Annotated in this window: 24 protein-coding genes; 8 read left to right on the top strand and 16 right to left on the bottom strand. The window is 69.9% G+C overall.

The genetic code is table 11. The annotated features are described in order from the left end of the window. Positions 1-38: 38 nt before the first annotated feature. On the top strand, positions 39-1,469 hold the full coding sequence (gene pyk / locus ICC28_RS31520) for a pyruvate kinase (RefSeq protein WP_188292184.1): 1,431 nt from the start codon (positions 39-41) through the stop codon (positions 1,467-1,469). Between the two features lie 99 nt (positions 1,470-1,568). On the opposite strand, the gene ICC28_RS31525 is transcribed toward pyk, so the two are convergent. From ICC28_RS31525 to ICC28_RS31540, 4 genes are all read right to left on the bottom strand, one after another. Then, on the bottom strand, positions 1,569-2,894 hold the full coding sequence (locus tag ICC28_RS31525) for a hypothetical protein (RefSeq protein WP_188292185.1): 1,326 nt from the start codon (positions 2,892-2,894) through the stop codon (positions 1,569-1,571). Further along, entirely contained in the window at positions 2,884-3,519 is a 636-nt protein-coding gene (locus tag ICC28_RS31530; RefSeq protein WP_188292186.1) for a DUF6114 domain-containing protein, read from the bottom strand. The genes ICC28_RS31525 and ICC28_RS31530 overlap by 11 nt, the downstream gene beginning before the upstream one ends. Before the next feature lie 129 nt (positions 3,520-3,648). Next, positions 3,649-4,287 carry a DUF6230 family protein gene (locus tag ICC28_RS31535; RefSeq protein ID WP_188292187.1) on the bottom strand — a complete coding sequence of 213 codons (639 nt, stop codon included), beginning with the start codon at positions 4,285-4,287 and terminating at the stop codon, positions 3,649-3,651. Positions 4,288-4,939: 652 nt separating this feature from the next. After that, positions 4,940-5,920: a tetratricopeptide repeat protein gene (locus ICC28_RS31540; RefSeq protein WP_188292188.1), complete on the bottom strand. Its 981-nt coding sequence runs from the start codon at positions 5,918-5,920 to the stop codon at positions 4,940-4,942. A 195-nt stretch (positions 5,921-6,115) separates the two neighbouring features. On the opposite strand from ICC28_RS31540, the gene ICC28_RS31545 reads away from it, so the two are divergent. After that, positions 6,116-6,751, top strand: a complete 636-nt coding sequence (locus tag ICC28_RS31545) for a TetR/AcrR family transcriptional regulator (RefSeq protein ID WP_188292189.1) — start codon at positions 6,116-6,118, stop codon at positions 6,749-6,751. A 142-nt stretch (positions 6,752-6,893) separates the two neighbouring features. Here ICC28_RS31545 and ICC28_RS31550 read toward each other — a convergent pair whose 3' ends face one another. From ICC28_RS31550 to ICC28_RS31560, 3 genes are all read right to left on the bottom strand, one after another. Next, positions 6,894-8,594 (bottom strand): methylmalonyl-CoA mutase, encoded by a 1,701-nt coding sequence (locus ICC28_RS31550; RefSeq protein WP_188292190.1) that lies wholly within the window; start codon positions 8,592-8,594, stop codon positions 6,894-6,896. A 117-nt stretch (positions 8,595-8,711) separates the two neighbouring features. Next, on the bottom strand, positions 8,712-9,044 hold the full coding sequence (locus ICC28_RS31555; RefSeq protein ID WP_188292191.1) for a DUF3817 domain-containing protein: 333 nt from the start codon (positions 9,042-9,044) through the stop codon (positions 8,712-8,714). A gap of 129 nt (positions 9,045-9,173) precedes the next feature. Then, entirely contained in the window at positions 9,174-9,683 is a 510-nt protein-coding gene (locus tag ICC28_RS31560) for a MarR family winged helix-turn-helix transcriptional regulator (protein ID WP_188292192.1), read from the bottom strand. Positions 9,684-9,852: 169 nt separating this feature from the next. Between ICC28_RS31560 and ICC28_RS31565 the strand changes: the two genes are divergently transcribed. Then, positions 9,853-10,860, top strand: coding sequence for a glycoside hydrolase family 6 protein (locus ICC28_RS31565; protein WP_188292193.1), 1,008 nt, complete (start codon positions 9,853-9,855; stop codon positions 10,858-10,860). A 3-nt stretch (positions 10,861-10,863) separates the two neighbouring features. On the opposite strand, the gene ICC28_RS31570 is transcribed toward ICC28_RS31565, so the two are convergent. From ICC28_RS31570 to ICC28_RS31600, 7 genes are all read right to left on the bottom strand, one after another. After that, positions 10,864-12,822: a kelch motif-containing protein gene (locus ICC28_RS31570; RefSeq protein WP_188292194.1), complete on the bottom strand. Its 1,959-nt coding sequence runs from the start codon at positions 12,820-12,822 to the stop codon at positions 10,864-10,866. A 3-nt stretch (positions 12,823-12,825) separates the two neighbouring features. Continuing rightward, a complete protein-coding gene (locus ICC28_RS31575; protein WP_188292277.1) occupies positions 12,826-14,610 on the bottom strand; it encodes a glycosyltransferase family 2 protein in 1,785 nt (594 codons plus the stop codon). 591 nt (positions 14,611-15,201) lie between these two features. Then, on the bottom strand, positions 15,202-15,858 hold the full coding sequence (locus tag ICC28_RS31580) for a TetR/AcrR family transcriptional regulator (protein WP_188292195.1): 657 nt from the start codon (positions 15,856-15,858) through the stop codon (positions 15,202-15,204). Next, positions 15,855-16,535, bottom strand: coding sequence for a DUF4166 domain-containing protein (locus tag ICC28_RS31585; RefSeq protein ID WP_188292196.1), 681 nt, complete (start codon positions 16,533-16,535; stop codon positions 15,855-15,857). Before ICC28_RS31585 ends, ICC28_RS31580 begins: the two co-directional genes overlap by 4 nt. Beyond that, positions 16,532-17,293 (bottom strand): hypothetical protein, encoded by a 762-nt coding sequence (locus tag ICC28_RS31590; RefSeq protein WP_188292197.1) that lies wholly within the window; start codon positions 17,291-17,293, stop codon positions 16,532-16,534. The genes ICC28_RS31585 and ICC28_RS31590 overlap by 4 nt, the downstream gene beginning before the upstream one ends. A gap of 145 nt (positions 17,294-17,438) precedes the next feature. After that, positions 17,439-17,735 carry an MTH1187 family thiamine-binding protein gene (locus ICC28_RS31595; RefSeq protein WP_188292198.1) on the bottom strand — a complete coding sequence of 99 codons (297 nt, stop codon included), beginning with the start codon at positions 17,733-17,735 and terminating at the stop codon, positions 17,439-17,441. Continuing rightward, positions 17,732-18,079 (bottom strand): DUF3817 domain-containing protein, encoded by a 348-nt coding sequence (locus ICC28_RS31600; protein ID WP_188292199.1) that lies wholly within the window; start codon positions 18,077-18,079, stop codon positions 17,732-17,734. The genes ICC28_RS31595 and ICC28_RS31600 overlap by 4 nt, the downstream gene beginning before the upstream one ends. Before the next feature lie 135 nt (positions 18,080-18,214). Between ICC28_RS31600 and ICC28_RS31605 the strand changes: the two genes are divergently transcribed. The 5 genes from ICC28_RS31605 (at position 18,215) to ICC28_RS31625 (ending at position 21,273) form a co-directional block, all read left to right on the top strand. After that, positions 18,215-18,526 (top strand): DUF6191 domain-containing protein, encoded by a 312-nt coding sequence (locus ICC28_RS31605; protein ID WP_188292200.1) that lies wholly within the window; start codon positions 18,215-18,217, stop codon positions 18,524-18,526. 93 nt (positions 18,527-18,619) lie between these two features. After that, entirely contained in the window at positions 18,620-19,258 is a 639-nt protein-coding gene (locus ICC28_RS31610) for an AIM24 family protein (protein WP_188292201.1), read from the top strand. A 1-nt stretch (position 19,259) separates the two neighbouring features. After that, on the top strand, positions 19,260-19,910 hold the full coding sequence (locus tag ICC28_RS31615) for an AIM24 family protein (RefSeq protein ID WP_188292202.1): 651 nt from the start codon (positions 19,260-19,262) through the stop codon (positions 19,908-19,910). Continuing rightward, positions 19,907-20,701, top strand: coding sequence for an AIM24 family protein (locus ICC28_RS31620; protein WP_188292203.1), 795 nt, complete (start codon positions 19,907-19,909; stop codon positions 20,699-20,701). Before ICC28_RS31615 ends, ICC28_RS31620 begins: the two co-directional genes overlap by 4 nt. Before the next feature lie 95 nt (positions 20,702-20,796). Beyond that, the gene (locus ICC28_RS31625) at positions 20,797-21,273 is read left to right on the top strand and encodes a MarR family winged helix-turn-helix transcriptional regulator (protein ID WP_188292204.1); all 477 of its coding nucleotides are present in this window, start codon (positions 20,797-20,799) and stop codon (positions 21,271-21,273) included. Positions 21,274-21,276: 3 nt separating this feature from the next. Here the strand turns inward: ICC28_RS31625 and ICC28_RS31630 are convergent, their stop codons facing one another. After that, complete coding sequence (locus ICC28_RS31630) at positions 21,277-22,692, bottom strand: ATP-binding protein (RefSeq protein WP_188292205.1); 1,416 nt, start codon at positions 22,690-22,692, stop codon at positions 21,277-21,279. Further along, a complete protein-coding gene (locus ICC28_RS31635) occupies positions 22,689-23,351 on the bottom strand; it encodes a response regulator transcription factor (RefSeq protein ID WP_188292206.1) in 663 nt (220 codons plus the stop codon). Before ICC28_RS31635 ends, ICC28_RS31630 begins: the two co-directional genes overlap by 4 nt. Positions 23,352-23,423 lie beyond the last annotated feature (72 nt).

The raw sequence follows: 23,423 nt of genomic DNA on the forward strand, positions 1-23,423 counted from the left end.
GAATATTCCGCGCCGAAACAAACCGATAGGATCGCCCCATGCGCCGTTCGAAAATCGTCTGTACTCTCGGCCCCGCGGTCGACTCCCACGAACAGCTCGTGTCGCTGATCGAGGCCGGCATGAACGTGGCCCGCTTCAACTTCAGCCACGGCACGCACGAAGAGCACCAGGGGCGGTACGACCGCGTCCGTGCCGCCGCCGAGGAGACCGGCCGCGCCATCGGCGTCCTCGCCGACCTCCAGGGCCCCAAGATCCGTCTGGAGACCTTCGCCGAGGGTCCCGTGGAGCTGGAACGCGGTGACGAGTTCGTCATCACCACCGAGGACGTCCCGGGCGACAAGCACATCTGCGGCACCACCTACAAGGGCCTGCCCGGCGACGTCTCCCGCGGCGACCAGATCCTGATCAACGACGGCAACGTCGAGCTGAAGGTCCTGGACGTCGAGGGCCCCCGGGTCCGGACGATCGTCATCGAGGGCGGTGTCGTCTCCGACCACAAGGGCATCAACCTGCCCGGCGCGGCGGTGAACGTGCCGGCGCTGTCCGAGAAGGACGTCGAGGACCTGCGGTTCGCGCTGCGCATGGGCTGCGACCTGGTCGCCCTGTCCTTCGTCCGGGACGCGGGTGACGTCCAGGACGTGCACAAGGTCATGGACGAGGTCGGCCGCCGCGTCCCGGTCATCGCCAAGGTGGAGAAGCCGCAGGCGGTGAACAACATGGAGGACGTCGTGATGGCGTTCGACGGTGTGATGGTCGCGCGCGGCGACCTGGCCGTCGAGTACCCCCTCGAAAAGGTCCCCATGGTGCAGAAGCGGCTCATCGAGCTGTGCCGCCGCAACGCCAAGCCGGTGATCGTGGCGACCCAGATGATGGAGTCGATGATCACCAACTCCCGTCCGACCCGCGCCGAGGCCTCCGACGTGGCCAACGCGATCCTGGACGGGGCCGACGCGGTGATGCTGTCGGCGGAGTCCTCCGTCGGCGCGTACCCGATCGAGACCGTCAAGACGATGTCGAAGATCGTCCAGGCGGCCGAGCAGGAGCTGCTCTCCAAGGGCCTGCAGCCCCTCGTCCCGGGCAAGAAGCCGCGCACGCAGGGCGGTTCGGTCGCCCGCGCGGCCTGCGAGATCGCCGACTTCCTCGGCGGCAAGGGCCTGATCGCCTTCACCAAGTCCGGTGACACCGCCCGCCGGCTGTGCCGCTACCGCGCCGCCCAGCCGATCCTCGCCTTCACCACCGACGAGGGCACCCGCAACCAGCTGGCGCTCAGCTGGGGCGTGGAGTCGCACATCGTGCCGTTCGTGAACAGCACGGACGAGATGGTCGACCTGGTGGACCAGGAAGTCCTCAAGCTCAACCGCTTCAACGAGGGCGACGTCCTCATCATCACGGCCGGCTCGCCCCCCGGCGTCCCCGGCACCACCAACATGGTGCGCGTCCACCACCTCGGCGGCGGCGACACCGACTGACGCCCCCGCAAAGGGACTTGTACGGCACTGAGGGCGCCCCCCGGTATCCAGGGGGCGCCCTCAGCCTTGTGCGGCTCCCGAACGGGCTTGTGCGGCCGCTCAGTCGGTCACGAACTGATGCAGGCCGGGCACGTGCAGGGTGCCGCCGAACTGGCCGGCCTGCACGACCTTCACCTTGGTGAAGTAGATGATCGGGATGTCCAGCGGCGGCGGGTGCTTCGGGTCGAAGGTCACCGGGATCAGCCCCAGCAGGTTGCCGGAGATGCTCTCGGTGTACATCACCGTCTCGCCGTCGCGGATCGTCGACGTCGAGCCCGAGGCCGCCTGCACGTGGTAGGTCTTGCCGGCCTGCGGGTCCCGCACCGTCTGGTGCAGGTCGCCGATGTCGGTGCCGTCGTGGATGACGTACTTCAGGACGTCCTTGGTGGTGCCGTTGGCGGTCCTGACCTTGACGATGCCCTCGTACTTGGCGCCCTTGAGCAGCAGCGAGCTGGCGTTCAGCTGCCACGGGTCGTCGGGCAGCGGCACGGTGTTGTCGACGCCGCCCCTCTCGTCCGTGGCGACCGGGCAGTCCTCGGGGTCGAGGGTGGCGCTCGCCGACGGGCTGGGCGTGGCGGTGGCCTCGTCGGCCGCCTCGGAGGCCTCCTCCTGGACCGCCTCGGTGGTGTCCTCGGCCGTCTCGGCGGTGTCCTTCACCGTGTCCTCGACCGTGCCGGTGACCTTGCCGGGAACGTTGCCGGTGGTCTCCTGTACGGGGTCGGACGTGTCCTTCTCGTCCGCGGCGGGCGTCTCGGACGCCGACGGGGTGGGCGACGGCGCCGGGCTCGCGCTCGACGTGTCCTCCTCGCCCGGCCTGAAGATGCCGGTGATGGCGTCGCCGATCTGCTCCAGCACGTTGCCGTCCTCGCTCTCCGAGGCCGACGGGGCCGGGGCCGGCGTCGTGGGCTCGGAGGGCGCGGAGTTGCTCTCCTTGCTCGGCGAGGCGGACGGCGTGGGCGTGGGCGTCGGTGCCGACTCCGGCTCGGCGGTCTCGTCGTCGGAACCTGAATCCGGCGAAGAGGAACCGTCGTTCGAAGTGGCCGAGGGCGTCGGCGTGGGCTCCGCCGTCTCGTCCGTGCCGGGGTCCTCGCTCTGGCTCGCGGACGGCGACGGGGAGGCGGACTCGTCCTCCAGGGCGGCCACGCACTCCTTGTACTCGTCGGCCGTCAGGCTCCGGGAGGAGGGCTGGTCCTCCGCGTTGGCGAGCGTCGGGGTGAACCCCATTCCCATGAGGACCGCGGTCGGCATCGCCGCCAGGGCTATCGCCTTGCCGGCCGGCACGTGGAACCTGGTGAACAGCGGCTTCTTGGGTGCCGCATGGCGCGGCCCGGTTCTCGCACGGGACGTGTCCACGTCAGTCCCGTGGGTCACCTCGTCAGCCGGCACTGTGCCTCCCGTTCGCCCCGTTCACCGGGCTCGTTCCTGACAGATCTTTGGGCTCGTCCACGCCGTCCCGCGGAGCGGGGATCCCGCCCTCGGGCGCGTCGCTCTTCTCGAAGGGCGCGTCGCTCTTCTCGAAGGTGGTGACCGGCGCCGCCGGCACCACGCCCTCGGGAGCGTCGCCCTCGCCGGCCGTGCCCCCCTGGACCGGCTGAGGCTGCGGCGGCGCACCGGGTGCCCACGCGACGGCCATCGCGCCGCCGACGAGGGCGAACAGGAAGCCGATCAGGAAGCCGCCGATGTTGGAGACGGGGATGGACACCAGCGCCAGCAGGATCGCCGCGACACCCGCGAAGGTGCGCACGTGCTTCTGGAACCAGAGGCTGACACCGAGTACGACGAGCAGCACGCCGATGATCAGGGATCCGGCACCCGCGGTGGTGGCCATGGCCAGTGTCAGGTGACCGATCTGGAGGTTCGCGTACGGGAAGTAGGCGATCGGGAGTCCGCCGAGCATGACGAACAGACCGGCCCAGAACGGCCTCTCGCCCCGCCAGGCGCGGAACCTCCGCCTGACGACCCGCAGGTAGTGCTCGTCGCGGCCGGGTACGGCAGGAGTCTCGGCGCTCATGGAAAACAGCTCCCTGTCACGGCGTTGCTGTGGTGGTGAATTGTGGTGCTGGTGGCGGACGCGTGCAGAGGCGTCCGGAGGGTGTGACGGGCGGGGGCGCCCACGGCACCCCCGCCCGTCAGCGAGTGCTTAGTAGCACTCCTTGACACCCGTCGACAGCTTCATCGACAGACCGCTGAGCTTGAAGGTTCCGGCGGTGGTCGCCCACGCCGTCTGCTTCACGTCCTTCAGCACGACCGAGTCGGCCTGCTGAGCGAACCCGAACGGGTTGGACTGCTCCGAGCCGCCCTTCATGCCCGGACCCTTGCTGGCGTCCTTGGCGGCCACACCGATGTCGATGCCCTTGAACGTCGCGTCGGCCTCGAGGTCGGCCACGTCGATGTACAGGTTCTCGGCCTCGACCGGCTTCTTCGGGTCCTCGCCGGCCCGCAGGATCAGGCTGACGCTGCCGAGCAGCGGGATGTCAGGGGTGACAACCGACTGGCACAGGCTGTTGATGGTCGCGGACTTGAAGGCCGAGACCGCGACGGGGTGAACCGTCTTCTTGCCGCTGAGCGTGTAGCCCTCGTCAAGGGCGCCGTACTGGGCGAAGCCCTTGCCGTCGAGCTGCTTGGTCGTCACCTTGAACGACTGGCCCGACACGCTGAACGACGCGGCGAGAGCACCCTGCGCAAGGGCGACACCTATCGCTGCCGTCGCGGCCACACTGGGCACCATGACGACGGCGAACCGCTTCCATCTGGTCCCGCCACGCACCTGGGACTCCATATTTCCTCCTTCTCGGACGTACATCTCCTGACCCTGACTGCCCCTGTCGAACATGACGGCTCAGCCGGGCAGGGATGGGAGAAGTGCTACGTCCTCGGGAAGGAGAGCGCCTGAGCTCGGCGGCGCGAACCGCGCCCGAATCACCGGCGATCACCCCCGAGCGACAACCACTGGTCGCGCCTGACACGCATCACGCACAACCTTGCTGGACAGGCTTCACCGGGTGGGCGAAGACCCCCCTGTCCTAGAACCGGCGCCACTGCCGCCGGCTCTGCCCGGTGGGGACCCTTGTCTCCCGTCGCCCGACCGGCTGTCGGGTGGTACGGGAATGGACCGAGCGTCGCCGATCGTGGTGCATTCTCGCCGCCCGCACAAGGGGGTTCGTTACTCGCTAGTAACGGCCGGATAACCGAACAACGACCCGTGGGTCTCGGACGGGTACACAGGGTGGCGCCCAGCGGGGGGACAAACGAGGGAATGGCCGGACAGAATCCGACAGAACAACGCCCTCGACTTACTTGCAGTAACAGCGGCCGCGATTGCCAAGATTTGGCAAAGCGCGGCCGCACTGGCACTCCAGCGCCCGCTTTTTCACTCGGGCAACACGCGTCCGGACGTTTAGCGACTGGTCAGAACGGGGCTCGCGGCCCGGTCAGAACAGGGCGCGCGCAAGAGCCCTGCGCGCCGCCGCGACCCGCGGGTCCTCGGGGCCGACCACCTCGAACAGCTCCAGCAGCCGCAGCCGTACGGCATCGCGGTCGTCGCCCGCCGTGCGCTGCACCGTCTCGATGAGCCGCCCGAAGGCGTCCTCGACATGACCGCCCACCAGATCCAGGTCGGCGGCCGTGATCTGCGCCTGCACGTCGGCCGGCTTCTCGGCCGCGTCCTTGCGCACCTGCTGCGGGTCGAGCCCCTGCACCCGCTGGAGCAACTCGGCCTGGGCGAGGCCCAGTTTGGCCTCGGTGTTGCCCGGGTCGTCACTCAGGACGTTCTTGTACGCCTGTACGGCACCGCCGAAGTCACCGGCGTCCAGCGCCCGTACGGCGGCCTCCAGCAGCGCGTCGTACGGCCCGGCCGGCGCCGCGGGAGCCGTCTGGTCGGCACCGGGGTCGGCCTCCGGGTCGACGGAGAGGCCGGTCAGCCCGAAGCGCTGCTCGGCCACGGCCACCAACTGGTCCAGGGTCTCGCGGATCTGCGCCTCGCCGGCGGCACCCTGGAAGAGCGGCAGGGCCTGGCCCGCCACGACGGCGAAGACGGCCGGGATGCCCTGCACCCCGAACTGCTGCATCAGCATCTGGTTGGCGTCGACGTCGATCTTGGCAAGGACGAAGCGGCCGTTGTACTCGACGGCGAGCCGCTCCAGGACGGGGCTCAACTGCTTGCAGGGCTGGCACCACTCGGCCCAGAAGTCGATGACGACCGGGACCTCGGTGGACCGCTGAAGTACGTCCCTCTCAAAACCGGCCTCGTCGACATCGATGACGAGATCCGCGGGCGAGACCGCCCCTCCCCCGCCCCCGCCCTGCCGGGCCGCTTCGGCGCGCGCCTGCTCCGCCTTCGCCTTGGCCTCCTGGGCCGCCTTCACCGCGGCGAGGTCGACGACTCCGCTCATGGACATGTTCCGTGGCTGCATGCGTCTATCCTCCCCCGTTCTCGCGCACGAGTGAAAAGCGATTGCCGTTCTGCGTCGGTCTGCGTCGGGTCCCCACCCCACGCCAGTGGTTTCGCTACGAGTCGTAGCGTAATGGCACCGCGTGTCTCCGGTACACCGGGGTGCGGTGATCTGCCTCACGGAGTCAGGGCGGCGGCCGGTGGTTATCGTCAGGGAATGCAGAGCCGCACCCCCGCCCCACGCGCCACAGGACGCCCCCGCAGCGCAGCCGCGGACGCCGCGATCCTGGCGGCGACGCGGGAGGCGCTGGTGGAGCTGGGCTGGTCCAAACTCACCCTGGGGGACGTGGCGGCGCGGGCGGGGGTTGCGAAGACGACGATCTACCGCCGCTGGACCGGCAAGAACGAGCTGGTCGTCGACGCGGTGGCCGAACTCTTCGACGAGCTCACGCTCCCCGACCGCGGGACGCTGGCCGCGGACATCGAGGGCGTGGTGCTCCAGTTCGCGGCGATCCTCGCCCGGCCCGAGGCGAAGAGCGGCCTGATGGCGGTGGTCGCGGAGTCGACGCGCGACGACGCCCTGCGCGAGCGCATCCGCACGTCGATCGTCGACCGTCAGAAGCGGCTGGTGCTGGAGGGGAGGTCTCGCGCCCAGGGCCGCGGAGAGCTGCCGCCCGAGTCCGACCCGTCCGAGGCCGCCCGCACCGTCGACCTCATCTTCGACGTCGTCGCCGGCGCGGTGGTCCACCGCACGCTGGTCAGCGCGGAACCGGCGAACGAGGAGTGGGTACGCACCTTCACACGGGTACTGGTGGCGGGCTTGGCGGCGGCTGCGGCCGCGTCCGCGGGGTGAGGTGCGTCGCGGTCCGCGGGCGCGGGCCGCTCATCCTGCGGGCATGCGTGCCGCCTGGGGCGGCACGGGTGGGCGCAGGCGGCAACCCGTTGGCGCCGGGCTGCGCGTCCCACCCCCACGCCCGCCCCGGCCGACGGTTCGCTCAGAAGCCCGCCGGCTCCGTGTAGACGCCCCACTCGTCCCGGAGGACCCCGCAGATCTCGCCCAGCGTCGCCTCCGCCCGCACCGCGTTCAGCATGGGCTCGATCATGTTGGAACCGTCACGGGCGGCGGCGATCATCGCGTCCAGGGTCGATCGCACCGCGGCCTCGTCCCGGCCGGACTTCCGGTCGCCCAGGACGCGCACCTGCTCCCGCTCCACCTCGTGGCTGACCCGCAGGATCTCCAGATCCCCGGTGACGGACCCGTGGTGGACGTTCACCCCGACGACCCGCTTGTCGCCCTTCTCCAGCGCCTGCTGGTACCGGAACGCGGACTCGGCGATCTCGCCGGTGAACCACCCGTCCTCGATGCCGCGCAGGATGCCGGAGGTGATCGGACCGATGGGGTGGCGCCCGTCCGGGTGCGCCCGCAGCCCCCGCTCCTTGATCTGGTCGAAGATCTTCTCGGCGTCGGCCTCGATCCGGTCGGTCAGCTGCTCGACGTACCACGCACCGCCCAGCGGGTCGGCGACATTGGCGACGCCGGTCTCCTCCATGAGGACCTGCTGGGTGCGCAGCGCGATCTCCGCGGCCTGCTCGCTGGGCAGCGCGAGGGTCTCGTCCAGGGCGTTGGTGTGCAGGGAGTTGGTGCCGCCGAGGACCGCCGCGAGCGCCTCCACGGCCGTACGCACCACGTTGTTGTACGGCTGCTGCGCGGTCAGCGAGACACCGGCCGTCTGGGTGTGGAAGCGGAGCCACTGCGCCTTGTCGGTCTTCGCGCCGTAGACGTCGCGCATCCAGCGGGCCCAGATCCGGCGCGCCGCGCGGAACTTGGCGATCTCCTCGAAGAAGTCGAGGTGCGCGTCGAAGAAGAAGGACAGGCCGGGGGCGAAGACGTCCACGTCCAGGCCGCGCGAGAGGCCCAGTTCGACGTAGCCGAAGCCGTCCGCCAGCGTGTACGCCAGTTCCTGCGCGGCCGTCGCCCCGGCCTCGCGGATGTGGTAGCCGGATACGGACAGCGGCTTGTACGCGGGGATGCCGGCCGCGCAGTACTCCATGAGGTCGCCGATGAGGCGGAGGTGCGGCTCGGGCTGGAAGAGCCACTCCTTCTGGGCGATGTACTCCTTGAAGATGTCCGTCTGGAGCGTGCCGTTGAGGACGGCGGGGTCCACGCCCTGCCGTTCGGCCGCGACCAGGTACATGCAGAAGACGGGGACCGCCGGTCCGCTGATCGTCATCGAGGTGGTGACGTCGCCCAGCGGAATGTCCTTGAACAGGACCTCCATGTCGGCCGCCGAGTCGATGGCCACGCCGCAGTGGCCGACCTCGCCGAGCGAGCGGGGGTCGTCGGAGTCGCGACCCATGAGGGTCGGCATGTCGAAGGCGACGGACAGGCCCCCGCCGCCGTTGGCGAGGATCATCTTGTAGCGCTCGTTGGTCTGCTCGGCGTTGCCGAACCCGGCGAACTGCCGGATGGTCCACGTCCGCCCGCGGTAGCCGGTCGGGTACAGCCCGCGCGTGAAGGGGTACTCCCCGGGCCAGCCGATCCGCTCGAAGCCGTCATAGGTGTCCCCCGGCCGGGGACCGTACACCGGCTCCACGGGGTCCCCGGAGAGCGTGGTGAAGTCAGCGTCGCGCTTGCGCGCGGCGTCGTACCGGGCCTGCCAGCGACGGCGGCCTTCCTCGATGGCGTCAGCGTCCATACCCTCAAATTTACTTGGACGTCCTAGTAAATGTCGATGGTTCACGAGCGTTAACTTGGACGTCCTAGTAATTCTGCAGCAAGAACCGCCGCACGATCGAGTCGTACGGCGGTCCGGTCAGGCCTTGGCGACGGCCGGGGCCCGGTCGCCGATCAGGGGTTCGACCTCGCGGGTCACCTTGCGCTCCACGAAGAAGGCGGCGAAGGGGATCGTCCCGGAGAGCAGCAGCCACAGCAGCTTGCCGAACGACCACTTGGCCTTGGAGCCGAGGTCGAAGGCGAAGATCAGATAGATGATGTAGAGGAAGCCGTGGACCTGGGAGACGGCGAAGGTGACGTCCTCGCCCGTGTCGAAGCCGTACTTGAACACCATGCTCACGCAGAGGACCAGCAACATGACGGCGGTGACGTAGGCCATGACCCGGTAGCGGGTCAGCACGCTTTTTCGCATGCCCACGAGCGTAACCGCTCACCAAAACCCCGCGTCGACGGGGACCACGTGATGCTGCTCGCCCTGTGCACCTGCATGGTCGGAACACCCCCGCACCGGCGGGGAGCAGCGCGCTGACCCGCGGAAACCCTACTCGCCCTCGAAGTCTCGCGCAGCGATTCGCAGCGGGCGCAGCATCGCGAAGATCTCCGCGCACTCCTCGGCGTCGTAGACGCCGAGCCCGAAGTCCATGGCCATCAGGTCGGCCGTGGCCGCGTCGACCACCTCGCGGCCCTTGGGGGTGATGACGGCGAGGGTGCCGCGTCCGTCGTTGGGGTTGGGGCGCTTGTCCACCAGGCCCGACTTCACCAGGCGGTCCACCGTGTTGGTCACGGAGGTGGGGTGGACCATCAGGCGCTCGCCGATCTTCGACATGGGCAGCTCCCCGGCCTTGGAGAAGGTGAGCAGCACCAGCGCCTCGTAGCGGGCGAACGTCAGCCCGTACGGCTTGACCACCGCGTCGACCTCGGCGAGCAGGATCTGCTGGGCGCGCATGATCGAGGTGATCGCGGCCATCGACGGCACGTTTCCCCAGCGCTGCTTCCAGAGCTCGTCGGCGCGGGCGATGGGATCGAAGGGAAGACTGAGGGGCTTCGGCACGTCACCAGACCTTACCGGCCGGTCACATGCTGGTCAGCCCCGTCTCGTCTTTCGGGCGCGGAGTGCTCACGGAGACGGCGGGCCATGTCTTTTCATGGGTGATTTGCACAATTATGCAACGATTGGCTACCGATCGTCACTGCCCGTCACCCCCCACCCAGGGAGCAGCATGTCCCGGCTGATCCGCATCCGCACCCTCGCGGCTCTCACGGTGCTCGGCCTCGCGGCGGCCTGCTCGTCCGCGACCGACGTCGACGAGGCCTCCGTCACCGGCGCCGACTCCAGGAAGTCGGACCCGGCACCGTCCTCCTCCCCGTTCTGGGTCGATCCCGACAGCCCGGCCGCGCAGCAGATCGAACTGTGGCGGCGCGAGGGCCGCACGCAGGACGCCGAGCTGCTCCGGCGGATCGCCGACCGGCCGGCCGCCCAGTGGCCGGCCGGCGAGATCGACCCGGGCCCCGACGTCCGTACGGCGACGGCGGCGGCCTCGGCCGAGGGGCGTACGGCGCTGTTCGTGGCGTACAACATCCCGCACCGGGACTGCGGCCAGCACTCGGCGGGCGGGGCCGCCGACGCGGACGCCTACCGGCAGTGGATCGGGAGCTTCGCCGACGCGCTCGGGGAGAGCCGGGCCCTGGTGGTGCTGGAGCCCGACGCGGTCGCGCACATCGTGGACGGCTGCACACCCGGCGAGTACCACGCCGAACGCGAGCAGCTGCTGGGCGAGGCGATCCGCCGGCTCAAGCAGCAGCCGCACACCAAGGTGTACCTCGACGCGGGCAACCCCTCCTGGATCAAGGAGCCGGGGAAGCTGGTCGAACCGCTGCGGCGCGCCGGGATCGCCGAGGCCGACGGCTTCGCCCTGAACGTCTCCAACTTCCAGACGGACGACGCCACCAAGGCGTACGGTCTGAGGCTCTCCCGCGACCTCGGCGGCAAGCACTTCGTCATCGATTCGAGCCGCAACGGCAACGGCCCCCTGCCCGGCGTGTGGTGCAACCCGCCGGGGCGGGCCCTCGGCACCCCGCCCACGACGGAGACCGGCGAGCCCGCCGTCGACGCCTACCTGTGGGTCAAGCGGCCCGGCGAGTCCGACGGGACCTGCGAGGGCGGACCGGACGCCGGGCAGTGGTGGCCGGAGTACGCGCTGGGTCTCGCCCGGAACGCGCGGTCGTGAGGGTCATCGCTTCACCTGGATCCACTGCGCCTCCGACGGGGTGCCCTCCGCGTCGGTCACGAACAGCATGTACCAGCCGGGCGGCACCAGGGTCGGGTCCTTCGGTACGTCGACCGTGACCGCGTGCGCAGTCTTGGTGAGGCCGAGGGCGATGGAGCGCTGTTCGACGTCCGTCGTGTGCGTGACCGCGCTGGGGCGCATCAGGCGGGCGTTCTCGATCCGTTCCGGGTGGTCGGTGCGGAAGGTCGCCCGGTGGTCCTCGTCGAGTTCCTTCGGTCCGTCCTTCAGTACGGGGCGCTCGGCGCCGTTCTTGTGCAGGGCGGGCGGGGTGAAGACCTCCATGCGCTGCTCGAAGTGGCCCAGCTTGGTGTTCTGTTGGTCGTCGAAGAGCGGGTCGGAGCCGAAGGTGGCGACCCGGCCGTCGGGCAGCAGCAGCGCCTCGGAGTGGTAGTTGCGGCCCACCCTGGGCGCGGCCGCCTCCTTGAAGACGTTCTCCTTCGGGACGTAGAACTGCGCCTTGAGGATGTTGCTGGCGCTGCGGCCGCGGTAGTCCTCGGAGCCGTTGGAGGTGAAGACGGTGTCGTCGGGCATGATCACGCTGTTCAGATAGCGCGTGCCCTGGGGGAGGTCGGGGCCGTCCTCGAAGGCGGGGTTGTCCTTCTTCAGGTCCACGACGGCCGTGCGGGGGGTGGACTTCTTCGACTCGCCGACGCCTCCGCCGCCGAGGATCATCACCTTCTGGTCCTGGGCCGGGGGCAGCAGCAGGGAGGCCGCGGTCTCCGTCTCGTCGGGGTCGCGCAGGCCGGGCACCTTCTCGAAGGTGTTGGTCTCCAGGTCCCACAACCCCGGTTCGCGGCCCATGTCGGCGGGGCCGTAACCGGCGTTCGCGGCCGGGTAGAAGAGCTTGCCGCCCTTGGTGAGGAAGAGGGCCGGGTAGGTCGGGAAGTACCGCTTCGGGCCCGGCGTCCACTTCTTGGTCTTCGGGTCGTAGATCTCGTTGTCGCCGGGGTCGACCACGCCGACGTCGTCGAGGCCGGAGACGGCGAGGATCCGGCCGTCGTCGAGGCCGACCAGGGTCGGGTACCAGCGGGCCTTGTCCATCGGGTCGACCGGGATGTACTTCTCGGCCACGGGGTCGAACTCGTAGGCGGCGCGGATTCCCTGGAAGTCCTGCTTGTCGAGGGTGATCTTCTCGGAGAGGCCGTAGACGTTGTCCGCGTCCTTGCCGGCCAGGCCGACGACCTCGTACTGCGCCTGCCGGTCGGTGACCGACAGCGGTCCCGCCTCCACGGCCTCGACGAAGACCCGGGCCTCGCTCGCCGTCACCTTGGTCTGCCAGGGCTGCATCACACCGGCCTTGTTGTACGTCACCTTGAACGTGCGTTTGGCCTTCGGGACGGTGACGTCGAACCGGGTGACGTACTCGACTCCGGCGGGCGAGCGGAAGCGGGTGCCCTTCTTGAGGAACACCGCCTTGTCCGGGCTCTCGTTCTTCACCCGCATACCGCCGCCCGCCCGCTCGACCTCGCCGTCGAGGAGCTCGTAGCGGGCGGTGCCGCCGGCCACGAGCAGGCGGCCGTCGGGGAGTTGGGCATGGCCGGAGCAGAAGAAGTCCTCGGGGGTCGGGATCTTCTTGAAGGTGTTGGCCTTCGGGTCCCAGAGGACCGTGTCGAAGGACCCCGCGTCGAATTTCTTCTGCTCGTTCCCCGAGCCCGCGACGATCAGGACCTTTCCGGTGTGCAGGAGTGCCGCGTGGATGGCGTTGGTGCGGTACTCCTCCGGGATGTCGACCTGGCTCCAACTGCCGTACCTGGCTTTGTACTCGGGCTGGGCGATCTTGTACTCGTGGTACTTCTCGCCCGCGAAGTCCAGCGCGGCCGGGGCGTTGAGGCCGGCCAGGATCGCGATGCCGCCGATGCCCAGGACGGTCTTCTTGGTCTTCTGCGAGGGGTGGTAGGCCATGGCCTAGTTGCCTCCTGTCGTGGTGCTGGAGACGGGCGCGGTCGCTCCGCTGGTGGCGAGGGCGGGCTCGGTGCCGTCCACCGGGCGTGCGGCCGGGTGCGGTTGCTGCCGTGCCCTGCGCTCCTTGAGCAGCGTGACGGCCCATACGGCGACCGGCGCCAGGGAGATCACCATGGCGAGCACCGCCCAGGTGCGCATGGCCACGTGTGTGTGGTCCAGGACCACCGAGGCGGCCAGGGACGTCGCGAGGAGGGCCGCCCAGCACAGGTGGATGCGGAAGGTGAGCAGGCGGTCGGGGCTGGTGCCGCCGCCCTTGGGTGTGACGACGAAGCGGCTGGGGCGGCGGACGAGTGCCTCCGTGAAGGACTTCAGGTAGATCGGCGCGGAGAGCGCGGACATCGCCATGCCGGCCAGTCCGCCGGAGCCCTCCGGCTCGTGGGGCGAGACGTTGTGCCGTCTGTTCCACAGGTACAGGCAGATCTGGAGGGCGGCCGCGTCGCTGTAGAGCATCAGCCAGACGGAGGCGGTGACCTGGGTGCCGGAGGCGCCGAACCAGAGGAAGAGGAAGCAGCTGAGGATGCCGAGGAACCAGTTGACGGCGGTCATCGGGTAGTAGAACAGCATCAGGCTGTACGAGAAGAGCCGGCCCGGGGGCATGGTGAACGGCGCCTTCCAGTACTGCTTGAGGAGCGTCTCGTAGGTTCCGCGCGACCAGCGCATCTGCTGGGTGAAGAAGTCGGTCCAGGAGGCGGGGCCCTCGCCGACGGCCAGGACGTCCGGGGTGTAGACCGAGCGCCAGTGGCGGCGGGTCTGCGGGTTGCGGCGGCGGTGGAGTTCGAAGCCGGTGGCCATGTCCTCGGTGATGGAGTCGTAGAGGCCGCCGATCTGCTGGACGGCCGCGATGCGTACGACGTTGTTGGTGCCGACGAACATGGGGGCGCGGTAGCGGTTGCCGGCGCGCTGGATGAGGGCGTGGAAGAGGAACTGCTGGGACTCGGCGGCCTTGGTGACGGGGTTGTGGTAGTTGCCGTAGACCTGCGGCCCGACGACGAAGGCGACGTCCGGGTCGCGGAAGTAACCCATCATCCGCTCCAGGAAGTTGGGGAGCGGGACGTGGTCGGTGTCGACGGAGGCGAAGAAGTCGTAGTCGTCGCCGTGCATCGCGATCCACGCGTTGTAGTTGCCGTGTTTGGTGCGGGCCTTGTGGACGCCCTTGGGGCGGTTCCACTCCGGGACGCCGTGGCGGGTGAAGTGGCGGACGCCGAGCTCCTGGCAGAGGGCCTTGGCCTGCTCGTCGTCGCCCTCGTCGAGGAGCCAGACGTCGAGGGGGCCGGTGTGGTGGATCCTCGTCGCCCCTTCGAGGGTGGCGCGGACCATGTCGAGGGGTTCCTTGCCCGGGACGTACGTGGTGAGGAAGGCGACGCGGGTGCCGGGTTCCGGGGTGACGGGGACGGGGTCTCGGGCCATGAGGGTGGCGTGGGCCACGGAGACGACGTTGACGACCATGAAGAGTTCGATGAGCCCGATGGCCACCAGCATGGTGATGTCGAGTCCGACCAGCCACTGATCGCCGCCCTCTCGTTCCACCCAGTGGTTGGGCCACAGCAGGTAGGCGAGCAGCGCGCCCGTGAGCAGGGGCGCCAGTGTCATCAGGACGATCGCGCGTATTCGGTGGGGCTCGCGGGACAGCAGCGAGGTGTACTGCACCCGGTACGACGGGCCGACCGGCTCCGTGAGCGGCCCGGCGAGTCGGCTGTGGGTGTCGTAGTCGTAGCCCTCCGGCCGCACAGCGCCCTCCAGTGATTGAGGAGTCATCGGCGATCAAGTCCGATATCCATACAAAAGTGGAGATTTGGTGGCGTGTCGAACTGGGGGCGTCCAGGTGGGTGGGGTATGGAGGGCTTCCTGTGGTGGGGGCTGGGGCCTTGCCTGCGGCGCATGTGCGGGTCTGGCGGGGGTGCGCGTAGCGCCTGTGGGGGGGTGTGAGTCGGGGCCGGGGTGGGGGGTGTCCGTCCTCGGTCCGGCCTACCGCCCGCCACATCGGCCCCGCCCCCAAACGCCCGCCGCTGCGGGCGGACACCCCCCACCCCGTCCCCTTCCCGCCGCGGGCGCCTGGGGGCACGCGGGATGCCCGGCTCGCACCCGGTTGAGGACGGCTGGCGGCTGGCGGCTCCGGGGGCGCAGCCCGTCCGGCGCGCGAGAACGATGCGGACCCTTATCGACGCCGGTCGTCACATCCAGCCCGTCCGGCGTTTGAGGACGAGGCCGTTCAGGCCGAACGGGGGTCCAGGGGGCGGAGCCCCCTGGCGGGGTCGAAGGGGCGGAGCCCCTGGGGGATGGGACGGGTAGGGGCGGCGGGGGCGAGAAACGGGCCGTGGCTCAGCCGGCGGACGCCGACCGGCGGCGCAGGTGGTGGCGTACGGCCCGCTGGGTCACCGGACCGAGGTCGTCCAGGGCCGCCACGAGCGCGCCGAGCTGCTCGAGCGCGTCCAGCGCCGAGTACGCCCCCTCCGCGTCAACCCCTTCGTACAACTCGATCCCCACGAACGACGCGGCCACCGCCCGCGCCAGCCCCGCCGGATCGACGAACTCCCCGAACGGCATACGCGCAAGAACCCGCACGAGGACGTTCTCGATCTCCACGATCCACAGGTCAAGACCGACCGCCGTCGCGGGCCCGAGGCTCGCATGGGTCTGGGCACCGGCGAGCAGCTGCCCGAGGAGGGAGACGTAACCGGAGGCCCGTTCCTCCTCGTGTATCTCCCGGCCGAGGGCCAGCAGTTCGGAGAGCGAGGTGATCTCCGCGAAGCGGGAACGGTAGCGGGACACCCGCTGCTCCGCCCCGTACCGGCACGCCGCCGCCAACAGCTCGTCCACGGACCCGAAGTGGTAGAAGACCAACGCCTGGTTGACCCCCGCGGCCGCCGCCACCGACCGCGCCGACGTCTTCGCGATCCCCTGCTCGGTGAGCGTCCGCAGCGCCCCTTCGAGCAGCTTCGTCTTCGTCTCCAGGGACTTCGCCGTCTCCGGACTCACGCGCGCGCCTCCTCGCGCACGGGCCGCAGCCCCGGCCGTACCCCGCAGGCGCGGAGGTCGGTGTAGGTGGCGCGGAAGGTCCCCTCGTAGCCGAAGAGGGGTCCGAAGTAGCGGTTGACGACGCGGACCCGGATGCGGAAGCGGTCCGTCGAGTCGTCGTAGGACTCGCGCACTTCGGCGGTGGCGCCGATCAGTTCGGGTACGCGTACGTCCACCACCCCCTCGCGGAACCGGTGTTCGCCGGAGCGGATCAGGAGCGAGCCGTCGGGCTCGGCGTGGAAGTGCAGGTCGCTGGCGAGGTGTTGATGGGTGCCCAGGTAGTCGAGGATGCGGTCGCCGCGGGGGCCGAGCACCATCTGGGCGTCGAAGCGCCGGGCACGGCCGGGCAGGTCGAAGGTGCGCACGAAGGACACCGTCTCACGCCCGTAGGTGTCGACGTAGGGCACGTTCTCGATGGTGAAGGGCACGTGGCGGCCCTCGCGCGGGACGAGGATGTTGCGGGTGCCGCCGAGCGACAGGAACGGCTTCACGAAGGCCCGGCCGTGCCAGATGCGGTCCATGACGCCGTGGCCGGTGCACGCTTCCCCGGACGCCAGGCCCACGGAGAAGCGGCGTCGCAGTTGTGGGTGCAGGCGGTCGAACTCCCGGCCCATCGCCGTGCGGAAGATCGAGGTCATCGGGGGTTCTCCAGGGTGCGAAGAAGGCGCGGCGCACGCGCGCGTGCGGGCGGCCTGCGCAGACAGCGCCGGGCGGCGGGCGTGCTGGGCAGCGGCGCCTTGAAGAGGGCCGCGCAGACCGCGGCGATGAGGAGGACGGGGCAGAGGTACGCCAGGGGCGCGGCGTAGGGGCCCAGGAGGCGGAGGGCCGATTCCAGGGCCAGGCCGGTGCAGCCGGCCGTGATGACCAGCGCACGGACCGCGAGTTCCGTGAGCCAGTTCAGGCGGGCCCGCTCGGGGGTGATGCCGTGCTCCAGCCACAGGCGCAGGCGGTCGAAGGACCAGGCCGTCGCCCAGCCCATGAGCGGGCGGAAGAGCAGGCGGTCGGCGAGCGCACCGAGGGCGCCCCAGCGGGGGCGGTAGTCGTAGCCGGTGAGGAAGCGGATCCCGTCGTCGTCGGGGACGTAACGCCAGTAGCCGCTGCCCTCGGCGAGGAGGGAGAGGGGGTGCGGGGAGGCGAAGCGCAGGGCCGAGGTGCGGGTGCCGTCGGGGCGTTCCTTCTCGCCCGCCGAGATCCCGGTGCCGGCGACGGTGAGGCCGGGGAGCACGCGCGTGGCGTAGCGGAAGCGCTGCGGTTCGCCCTCCGCGTGCGGGAGGTGAGCGATCTCGGTGAAGCGCAGGTCCCAGCGCTGGTGCTGGGACGGCTCCTGGGTGCGGGCCCAGAGTTCGTCGAGGTCGGCGCGGATCCGCGCCTCTATGTAGAGCCCGTGGTGGCTCATGCGATTCCCCCAGGTCAGCTGTGTGTTTGAGCGACCGCTCAAACTGCTTGAGGAGGAAGGTACCCGGTTTTGAGCGACTGCTCAAACAGCGGGCAGAAGAAAACCCCGGTCCGCGCGGGACCGGGGTTCGGCGTATGTGCCCGTGCTACTCGGCGGACAGGTGCCGCTCCACCGTCTCCACCTTGGAGGTCAGCCCGTCCGTGACTCCGGGACGGATGTCCGCCTTCAGGACGAGGGACACACGCGGGGCGCGCGCCTCCACGGCGGCCACCGCGCGCTTCACCACGTCCATGACCTCGTCCCACTCGCCCTCGACCGAGGTGAACATCGCGTCGGTGCGATGGGGCAGTCCGGACTCACGTACGACACGGACGGCGTCGGCGACGTACTCCCCCACGTCCTCACCGACCCCGAGGGGTGTCACGGAGAAGGCGACGATCACGACGTCTTCACCGCGCTCTCCTGCCGCGCGCGGGAGGCGATGACCGCGTCCTCGGCCTCACGCTTGAGCTTGCGGTCGGCGAAGAATCCGCCGGTGGGCAGCACGGAGAGGACGAAGTACAGGGCCGCCGTCCCCAGGGACCACTTCGTGCGGTTCCAGGCGTCCGCCCAGAAGATCACGTAGAGGATGAACAGAACGCCGTGGATCATGCCCATCACGGGCACCGCGTTGAAGTCCGTGGTCCGCTTCAGTACGGAGCACAGGAGCAGCAGCAGGAACGAGACCGCCTCGGGGCCGGAGACGAGGCGGAGGCGGCGGAGGGCGGTGGCGGTCTTGATGTCCACGGGTCACCTTCGATGGGAGATTACGGCGAGGGCCTGGCGGTTTGTGAACGCGAGCACAAACGTTCAACCATTGTGGCAAACGGCCGAGCGGGGGCAGGCTTGGGGTCCCGCGACGGCTCTCCGAGGGGTGCGCACGTGCAGTTCGTCTTCTTCATGACCCTGCCGGGGCTCGTGGTGCTGCTGACCGTGCTGGCCTTCGTCGATCAGCTGCTGCTCCGGGCCGGCCGGGCCGGAGCGCTGCCCTGGCGGAACGCCGCGCGGCAGGGCCAGGTCTCCGCGACCGGCTTCGAGCAGCTGCATGCCGCGCTCTCCCCCGGCAAGCAGCACGAGCTCAAGGAACGGCAGAGCTCCCTGGTGATGCGGGACGACGAGGAGGACGGGGCGCCGCCGAGGTCGACCGTGGATCTCACCCGGGGGACGGCTGTCATACGGCTGCCCGCGCCGTAGTGGGCGACGCCCCCCGTTATAGGGGGATATTCAGGGTGGATCTCCGCCCACAGGCCCTGTCGGCGGCGGCCTCCCGCGGGCTACCTTCGCAGCGTGGCAGTGTTTCGACTTCAAGGCAGCAAGGTGCTCGCCGTCGAGATGACCGGGGACGCCGTGAAGGCGAAGAACGGCTCGATGGTCGCGTACGACGGACAGATGGCGTTCAAGAAGCTCAGCGGCGGCGGCGAGGGCATCCGCGGCATGGTGACCCGGCGGATCACCGGCGAGCAGATGACGGTGATGGAGGTGAAGGGGCACGGGACCTGCTGGTTCGCCGACCGGGCCAGTGAGATCAACCTCGTCGGCCTCCAGGGCGACAAGCTGTACGTGGAGTCGAGCAACCTGCTCGCGACGGACGGCGGGCTCAGGACCGGGACCACGTTCACCGGTGTGCGCGGGGCCTCGCAGGGCAACGGTCTGTTCACCACGACCGTCGAGGGCCACGGGCAGGTGGCGATCACCTCGGACGGGTCGGCGGTGGTGCTGCGGGTCAGCGCACAGTACCCGCTGACGGTGGATCCGGGGGCGTACATCGCGCACCAGGGGAATCTGCGGCAGTCCCTCCAGTCCGGTGTGACGTTCCGCACACTGATGGGCGAGGGCGGCGGCGAGGCCTTCCAGATGCGGTTCGAGGGGGACGGCCTGGTGTACGTCCAGCCGAGCGAGCGGAACACGATCGCGGGGGATGTGTGACGTGGCCTTCCGTGAGATCAACTCGAAGATGGTCGAGGCGACGGTGCTGCCCGGGCAGCGGCTGTTCAGTCAGCGCGGCGCGATGCTCGCGTACAAGGGCGAGGTGTCCTTCACGCCCAACACGCAGGGCGGGCAGGGCGGGCTCGCGTCGATGATCGGGCGCCGGGTGGCGGGCGAGGCCACGCCCCTGATGACCGTCGAGGGCAGCGGCACGGTCCTGTTCGGGCACGGCGGGCACCACATCCAGGTCATCAACCTCTCCGGCGACACCCTGTACGTCGAGGCGGACCGTCTGCTGGCCTTCGAGGGCACGCTGGAGCAGGGCACGATGTTCATGGGGTCGCAGGGCGGCGTCATGGGCATGGTGCGCGGACAGGTGACGGGCCAGGGGCTGTTCACCACCACCCTCAAGGGGCACGGCTCGGTGGCCGTGATGGCCCACGGCGGCGTGATCGAGCTGCCCATCACCCCGCAGCGGCCGGTCCATGTCGACCCCCAGGCGTACGTCGCCCACCACGGCGAGGTGCGCAACAAGCTGTCCACCGCGCTGGGCTGGCGCGACATGGTGGGCCGCGGCTCCGGCGAGGCCTTCCAGCTGGAGCTGAGCGGCCACGGAGCGGTGTACGTCCAGGCGTCGGAGGAGAAGCTGTGAGCGCCTACCCGGGTGCGGGTCCCGTTGTGCACGACCCCATGACGCTGCCCGTCGACGACAACGTCGACAGCTACACCTTCTGCGTCGAGCTCAAGGGGAGCCAGTGGTTCCTGCAGAAGGGGAAGATGATCGCCTACTACGGTTCGATCGACTTCAACGGCATCGGGCACGGTCGACTCGACCGGCTTGTCCGTACGTCCTTCCATTCACCACTGCACGCGGCCGACTGGGTCGTGGCGGAGGGCTCGGGCAAGATGCTGCTGGCCGACCGGGCCTTCGACGTCAACTCCTACGACCTCGACGACGGCAATCTGACCATTCGCTCGGGCAACCTGCTCGCTTTTCAGCCAAGTCTTTCGCTGAAGCAGTCGATCGTGCCGGGATTTCTGACGCTGATCGGAACCGGAAAGTTCGTGGCCGCATCTAACGGTCCGGTGGTGTTCATGGAACCTCCGATCCGGGTGGACCCGCAGGCGCTCGTCGGCTGGGCCGACTGTCCGTCGCCCTGCCATCACTACGACCATGGCTACATGACCGGCTTCATAGGCGGTCTACGTGGGATGACGGGCCTCGGCGGGGCGTCCGGCGAGGAGCACCAGTTCGAGTTCGTGGGTGCCGGGACCGTACTCCTGCAGTCCTCCGAGGCCCTCATGGCCGAGCAGGCGACGGGGGCGGTGCCGCACCAGGCGGGGGTACCCGGAAGCGGTGGTTCCGCAGGTGGCTCACCGCAAACCGGCGCACCGCGCCTTCCCGGACAGCTGGGAGACCTCCAGCGTCGCTTCGGGCTGTGAGCGGTAGTCTGCGGAGTGTGATGGCTTCGAACGCGTGCGCACCGTCACACCACCCTCAGTAGTTCGCCTTTCAACATTTTAGGTAGACTTCATTCATGGAGACCGAGACGGCCACGCGCTGGCTGACCGAAGCGGAGCAGTGTGCCTGGCGCACCCACCTGGAGGTCAACAGGCTGTTGACGTACCAGCTCGAAAAGGATCTGCAGCCGTTCGGCCTGACGATGAACGACTACGAGATCCTGGTGAACCTCTCCGAGTCCGAGGACGTACGGATGCGGATGAGTGACCTGGCGTCCGCCACCCTCCAGTCCAAGAGCCGCCTCTCCCACCAGATCACGCGGATGGAAAACGCGAACCTGGTCCGACGCGAGAACTGCGAGTCCGACCGGCGCGGCCTCTACGCCGTGCTCACCGAGCACGGCATGGAGACGATGAAGAAGGTCGCCCCCCACCATGTGGCGTCCGTGCGCAGGCACTTCATCGACCTGCTGTCCCCCGAGGCGCTGGCGGAGCTCGACAAGGGCCTCAAGCCGATCGCGGAGCACCTGCGCAGCCAGCGGGGACGCCCCTAGCGCCTAGGACAGCGGCAGGCGGAGTTCGAACAGGGCTCCGCCTGTCGGCGCGGAGCGCACCGTGAGGGTGCCGCCGTGGCGTTCGGCGACGTCGCGGGCGATGGCGAGGCCGAGTCCGGCACCGCCGTCGTCCCGGCTGCGGGCCTCGTCCAGCCGTACGAACCGCTCGAAGATCCGCTCCCGGTCGGCCTCCGGCACCCCGTCCCCGTCGTCGGCGACCTGCACGACGGCCCAGCCGTCCGCCCGGCCCACCGCGACGGTGACCGCCGAACGGGCGTGCCGCTGCCCGTTGTTCAGCAGATTGGCCAGCACCCGCCCCAACTGCCCCCGGGACCCGGTCACTTCCGTCGGCCCGTCGGCCGTGACCGTCACCCCGGCCCGGCCCCGGGCCTCCTGCCGGGCCAGCGCAACCAGGTCCACACCCGCGTCACCGGGCCGCTCCCCCGCGTCGAGCCGGGCGAGCAGCAGCAGATCGGCGGCGAGCTGCTGGAGCCGTACGGTGTCCTCGACCGCCCCGTCCAGATCGAGCAACTCCGGATGTGCCGCCGCCACTTCGAGCTGGGTGCGCAGTGAGGCGATCGGGCTGCGCAGCTCGTGCGAGGCGTCGGCGACGAAGCGGCGCTGGCGTTCCACCGAGGCCTCAAGGGCGGACAGCGTCTCGTTGGTGGTGCGGGCCAGCCGGGCGACCTCGTCGTGGGAGCCGGGCTCGGGGACCCGCCGGGTGAGATCGGCGGAGGCGGTGATCTCTGCCATCTCGCGCCGGATGCCCTCCACCGGGCGCAGCGCGCGCCGGGTGACCAGCCAGGTCACCGAACCGACCACCGCGAGCAACGCGGGCAGCCCGATCAGCATGACCGTGGTCGCGGTGCGCACCGCGTCCTGCTGGGCCCGGAGGGAGCCGCCGGCGTAGACGCGGACCGTCTCGTCGCGCCCGTCGGTGACCTCGACCTCGGCGAACCGGTACGCCTCGCGCTCGCCGTCGACCGTGGCCCAGCCCTGGCCGTGCCAGGTCACCTCGCCGACCTCACCGGCCTCGGCACCGTCGTCGTCGCCATCGTCGTCGTCACTGTCATCGTCGTCGCCGCGCGTGGCGCCCGGGCTGGGCGCGGGCGTGACCTCGGACACGCGCGTGCCGCTGATCGCCTCCAACCCCTCGCTCGCCGCGAGCAGTCGGCCGTTCCGGTCCACGACCTGCACCGGAGGGTCCTCGTCCAGGTCGAGCCGGGAGTACGGCACGTTCCTCGCGATCTGCGCCGCGACCTCGCGGGCGGCGTTGTCGGCCTCCCCGTCCGCCTCCCGGGCGAGGGTGGCGCGCAGCGACAGCAGGACTACGGCACCGGCGGCGACCAGCGCCACGGCGACCACCAGGGTCGCGCCGAGCGTCGCCTTCGCTCGCACCGAGCCGAACAGCCGCCTCACCTTCCGGCCTCCAGCCGGTAACCGGCGCCGCGCACGGTGTGGATGAGACCGGCGCCGAGCTTGCGGCGCAGGGTGCTGATGTAGACCTCGACGATGTTCGGGTCGCCGTCGTAGGCGAAGTCCCAGACGTGGTCGAGGATGTCCGCCTTGGAGACCACCTGCCCGGCGCGCAGCGCGAGTTGTTCCAGGACCGCGAACTCCTTGGTGGTGAGCGGGATTTCGGTGCCGTCGCGGAAGACCTGGCGGGCGCCGGTGTCCACGCGCAGGTCGCCGAGGGTGAGCACGGGCGAGCCGCCGGTGCCGCGGCGGCGCAGCAGCGCCTTGATCCGGGCGACGAGGACGACGTACGAGAACGGCTTGGTCAGATAGTCGTCGGCGCCCGTGTCCAGGCCCTCGGCCTCGTCGTACTCGCCGTCCTTGGCGGTGAGCATCAGGATCGGCACGTCGTGGCCGGCGGCCCGGAGGGCGGAGCAGACGCGGTAGCCGTTCATGCCGGGCAGCATGATGTCGAGGATCAGCAGGTCGTACGGTGACTCGTTCGCCCGGTGCAGTCCCTCCAGGCCGTCGTGGACGACGTCCACGGCGTAGCCCTCGGCCGTGAGGCCCTTGGCGAGGGACAGGGCGAGGCGTTTCTCGTCCTCGACGATGAGAAGGCGCATGCGGAACAGCGTGGCAGAGCGAAGCTGAAGTGATCTTCAGGTGGGTTCAGCGTGGCTTCAGGTCGGGTGGAG

Origin of the sequence: Streptomyces sp. TRM68416 (assembly GCF_014596915.1) — a bacterium.
Taxonomy (GTDB): Bacteria; Actinomycetota; Actinomycetes; order Streptomycetales; family Streptomycetaceae; genus Streptomyces.

What these genes read in the sequence shown, in the direction of transcription:
- pyk (WP_188292184.1), top strand. Translation starts at nt 39, where the DNA reads ATGCGCCGTTCGAAAATCGTCTGTACTCTCGGCCCCGCGGTCGACTCC.
- ICC28_RS31530 (WP_188292186.1), bottom strand. Translation starts at nt 3,519, where the DNA reads ATGAGCGCCGAGACTCCTGCCGTACCCGGCCGCGACGAGCACTACCTG.
- ICC28_RS31535 (WP_188292187.1), bottom strand. Translation starts at nt 4,287, where the DNA reads ATGGAGTCCCAGGTGCGTGGCGGGACCAGATGGAAGCGGTTCGCCGTC.
- ICC28_RS31540 (WP_188292188.1), bottom strand. Translation starts at nt 5,920, where the DNA reads ATGCAGCCACGGAACATGTCCATGAGCGGAGTCGTCGACCTCGCCGCG.
- ICC28_RS31545 (WP_188292189.1), top strand. Translation starts at nt 6,116, where the DNA reads ATGCAGAGCCGCACCCCCGCCCCACGCGCCACAGGACGCCCCCGCAGC.
- ICC28_RS31550 (WP_188292190.1), bottom strand. Translation starts at nt 8,594, where the DNA reads ATGGACGCTGACGCCATCGAGGAAGGCCGCCGTCGCTGGCAGGCCCGG.
- ICC28_RS31555 (WP_188292191.1), bottom strand. Translation starts at nt 9,044, where the DNA reads ATGCGAAAAAGCGTGCTGACCCGCTACCGGGTCATGGCCTACGTCACC.
- ICC28_RS31565 (WP_188292193.1), top strand. Translation starts at nt 9,853, where the DNA reads ATGTCCCGGCTGATCCGCATCCGCACCCTCGCGGCTCTCACGGTGCTC.
- ICC28_RS31570 (WP_188292194.1), bottom strand. Translation starts at nt 12,822, where the DNA reads ATGGCCTACCACCCCTCGCAGAAGACCAAGAAGACCGTCCTGGGCATC.
- ICC28_RS31585 (WP_188292196.1), bottom strand. Translation starts at nt 16,535, where the DNA reads ATGACCTCGATCTTCCGCACGGCGATGGGCCGGGAGTTCGACCGCCTG.
- ICC28_RS31590 (WP_188292197.1), bottom strand. Translation starts at nt 17,293, where the DNA reads ATGAGCCACCACGGGCTCTACATAGAGGCGCGGATCCGCGCCGACCTC.
- ICC28_RS31625 (WP_188292204.1), top strand. Translation starts at nt 20,797, where the DNA reads ATGGAGACCGAGACGGCCACGCGCTGGCTGACCGAAGCGGAGCAGTGT.
- ICC28_RS31635 (WP_188292206.1), bottom strand. Translation starts at nt 23,351, where the DNA reads ATGCGCCTTCTCATCGTCGAGGACGAGAAACGCCTCGCCCTGTCCCTC.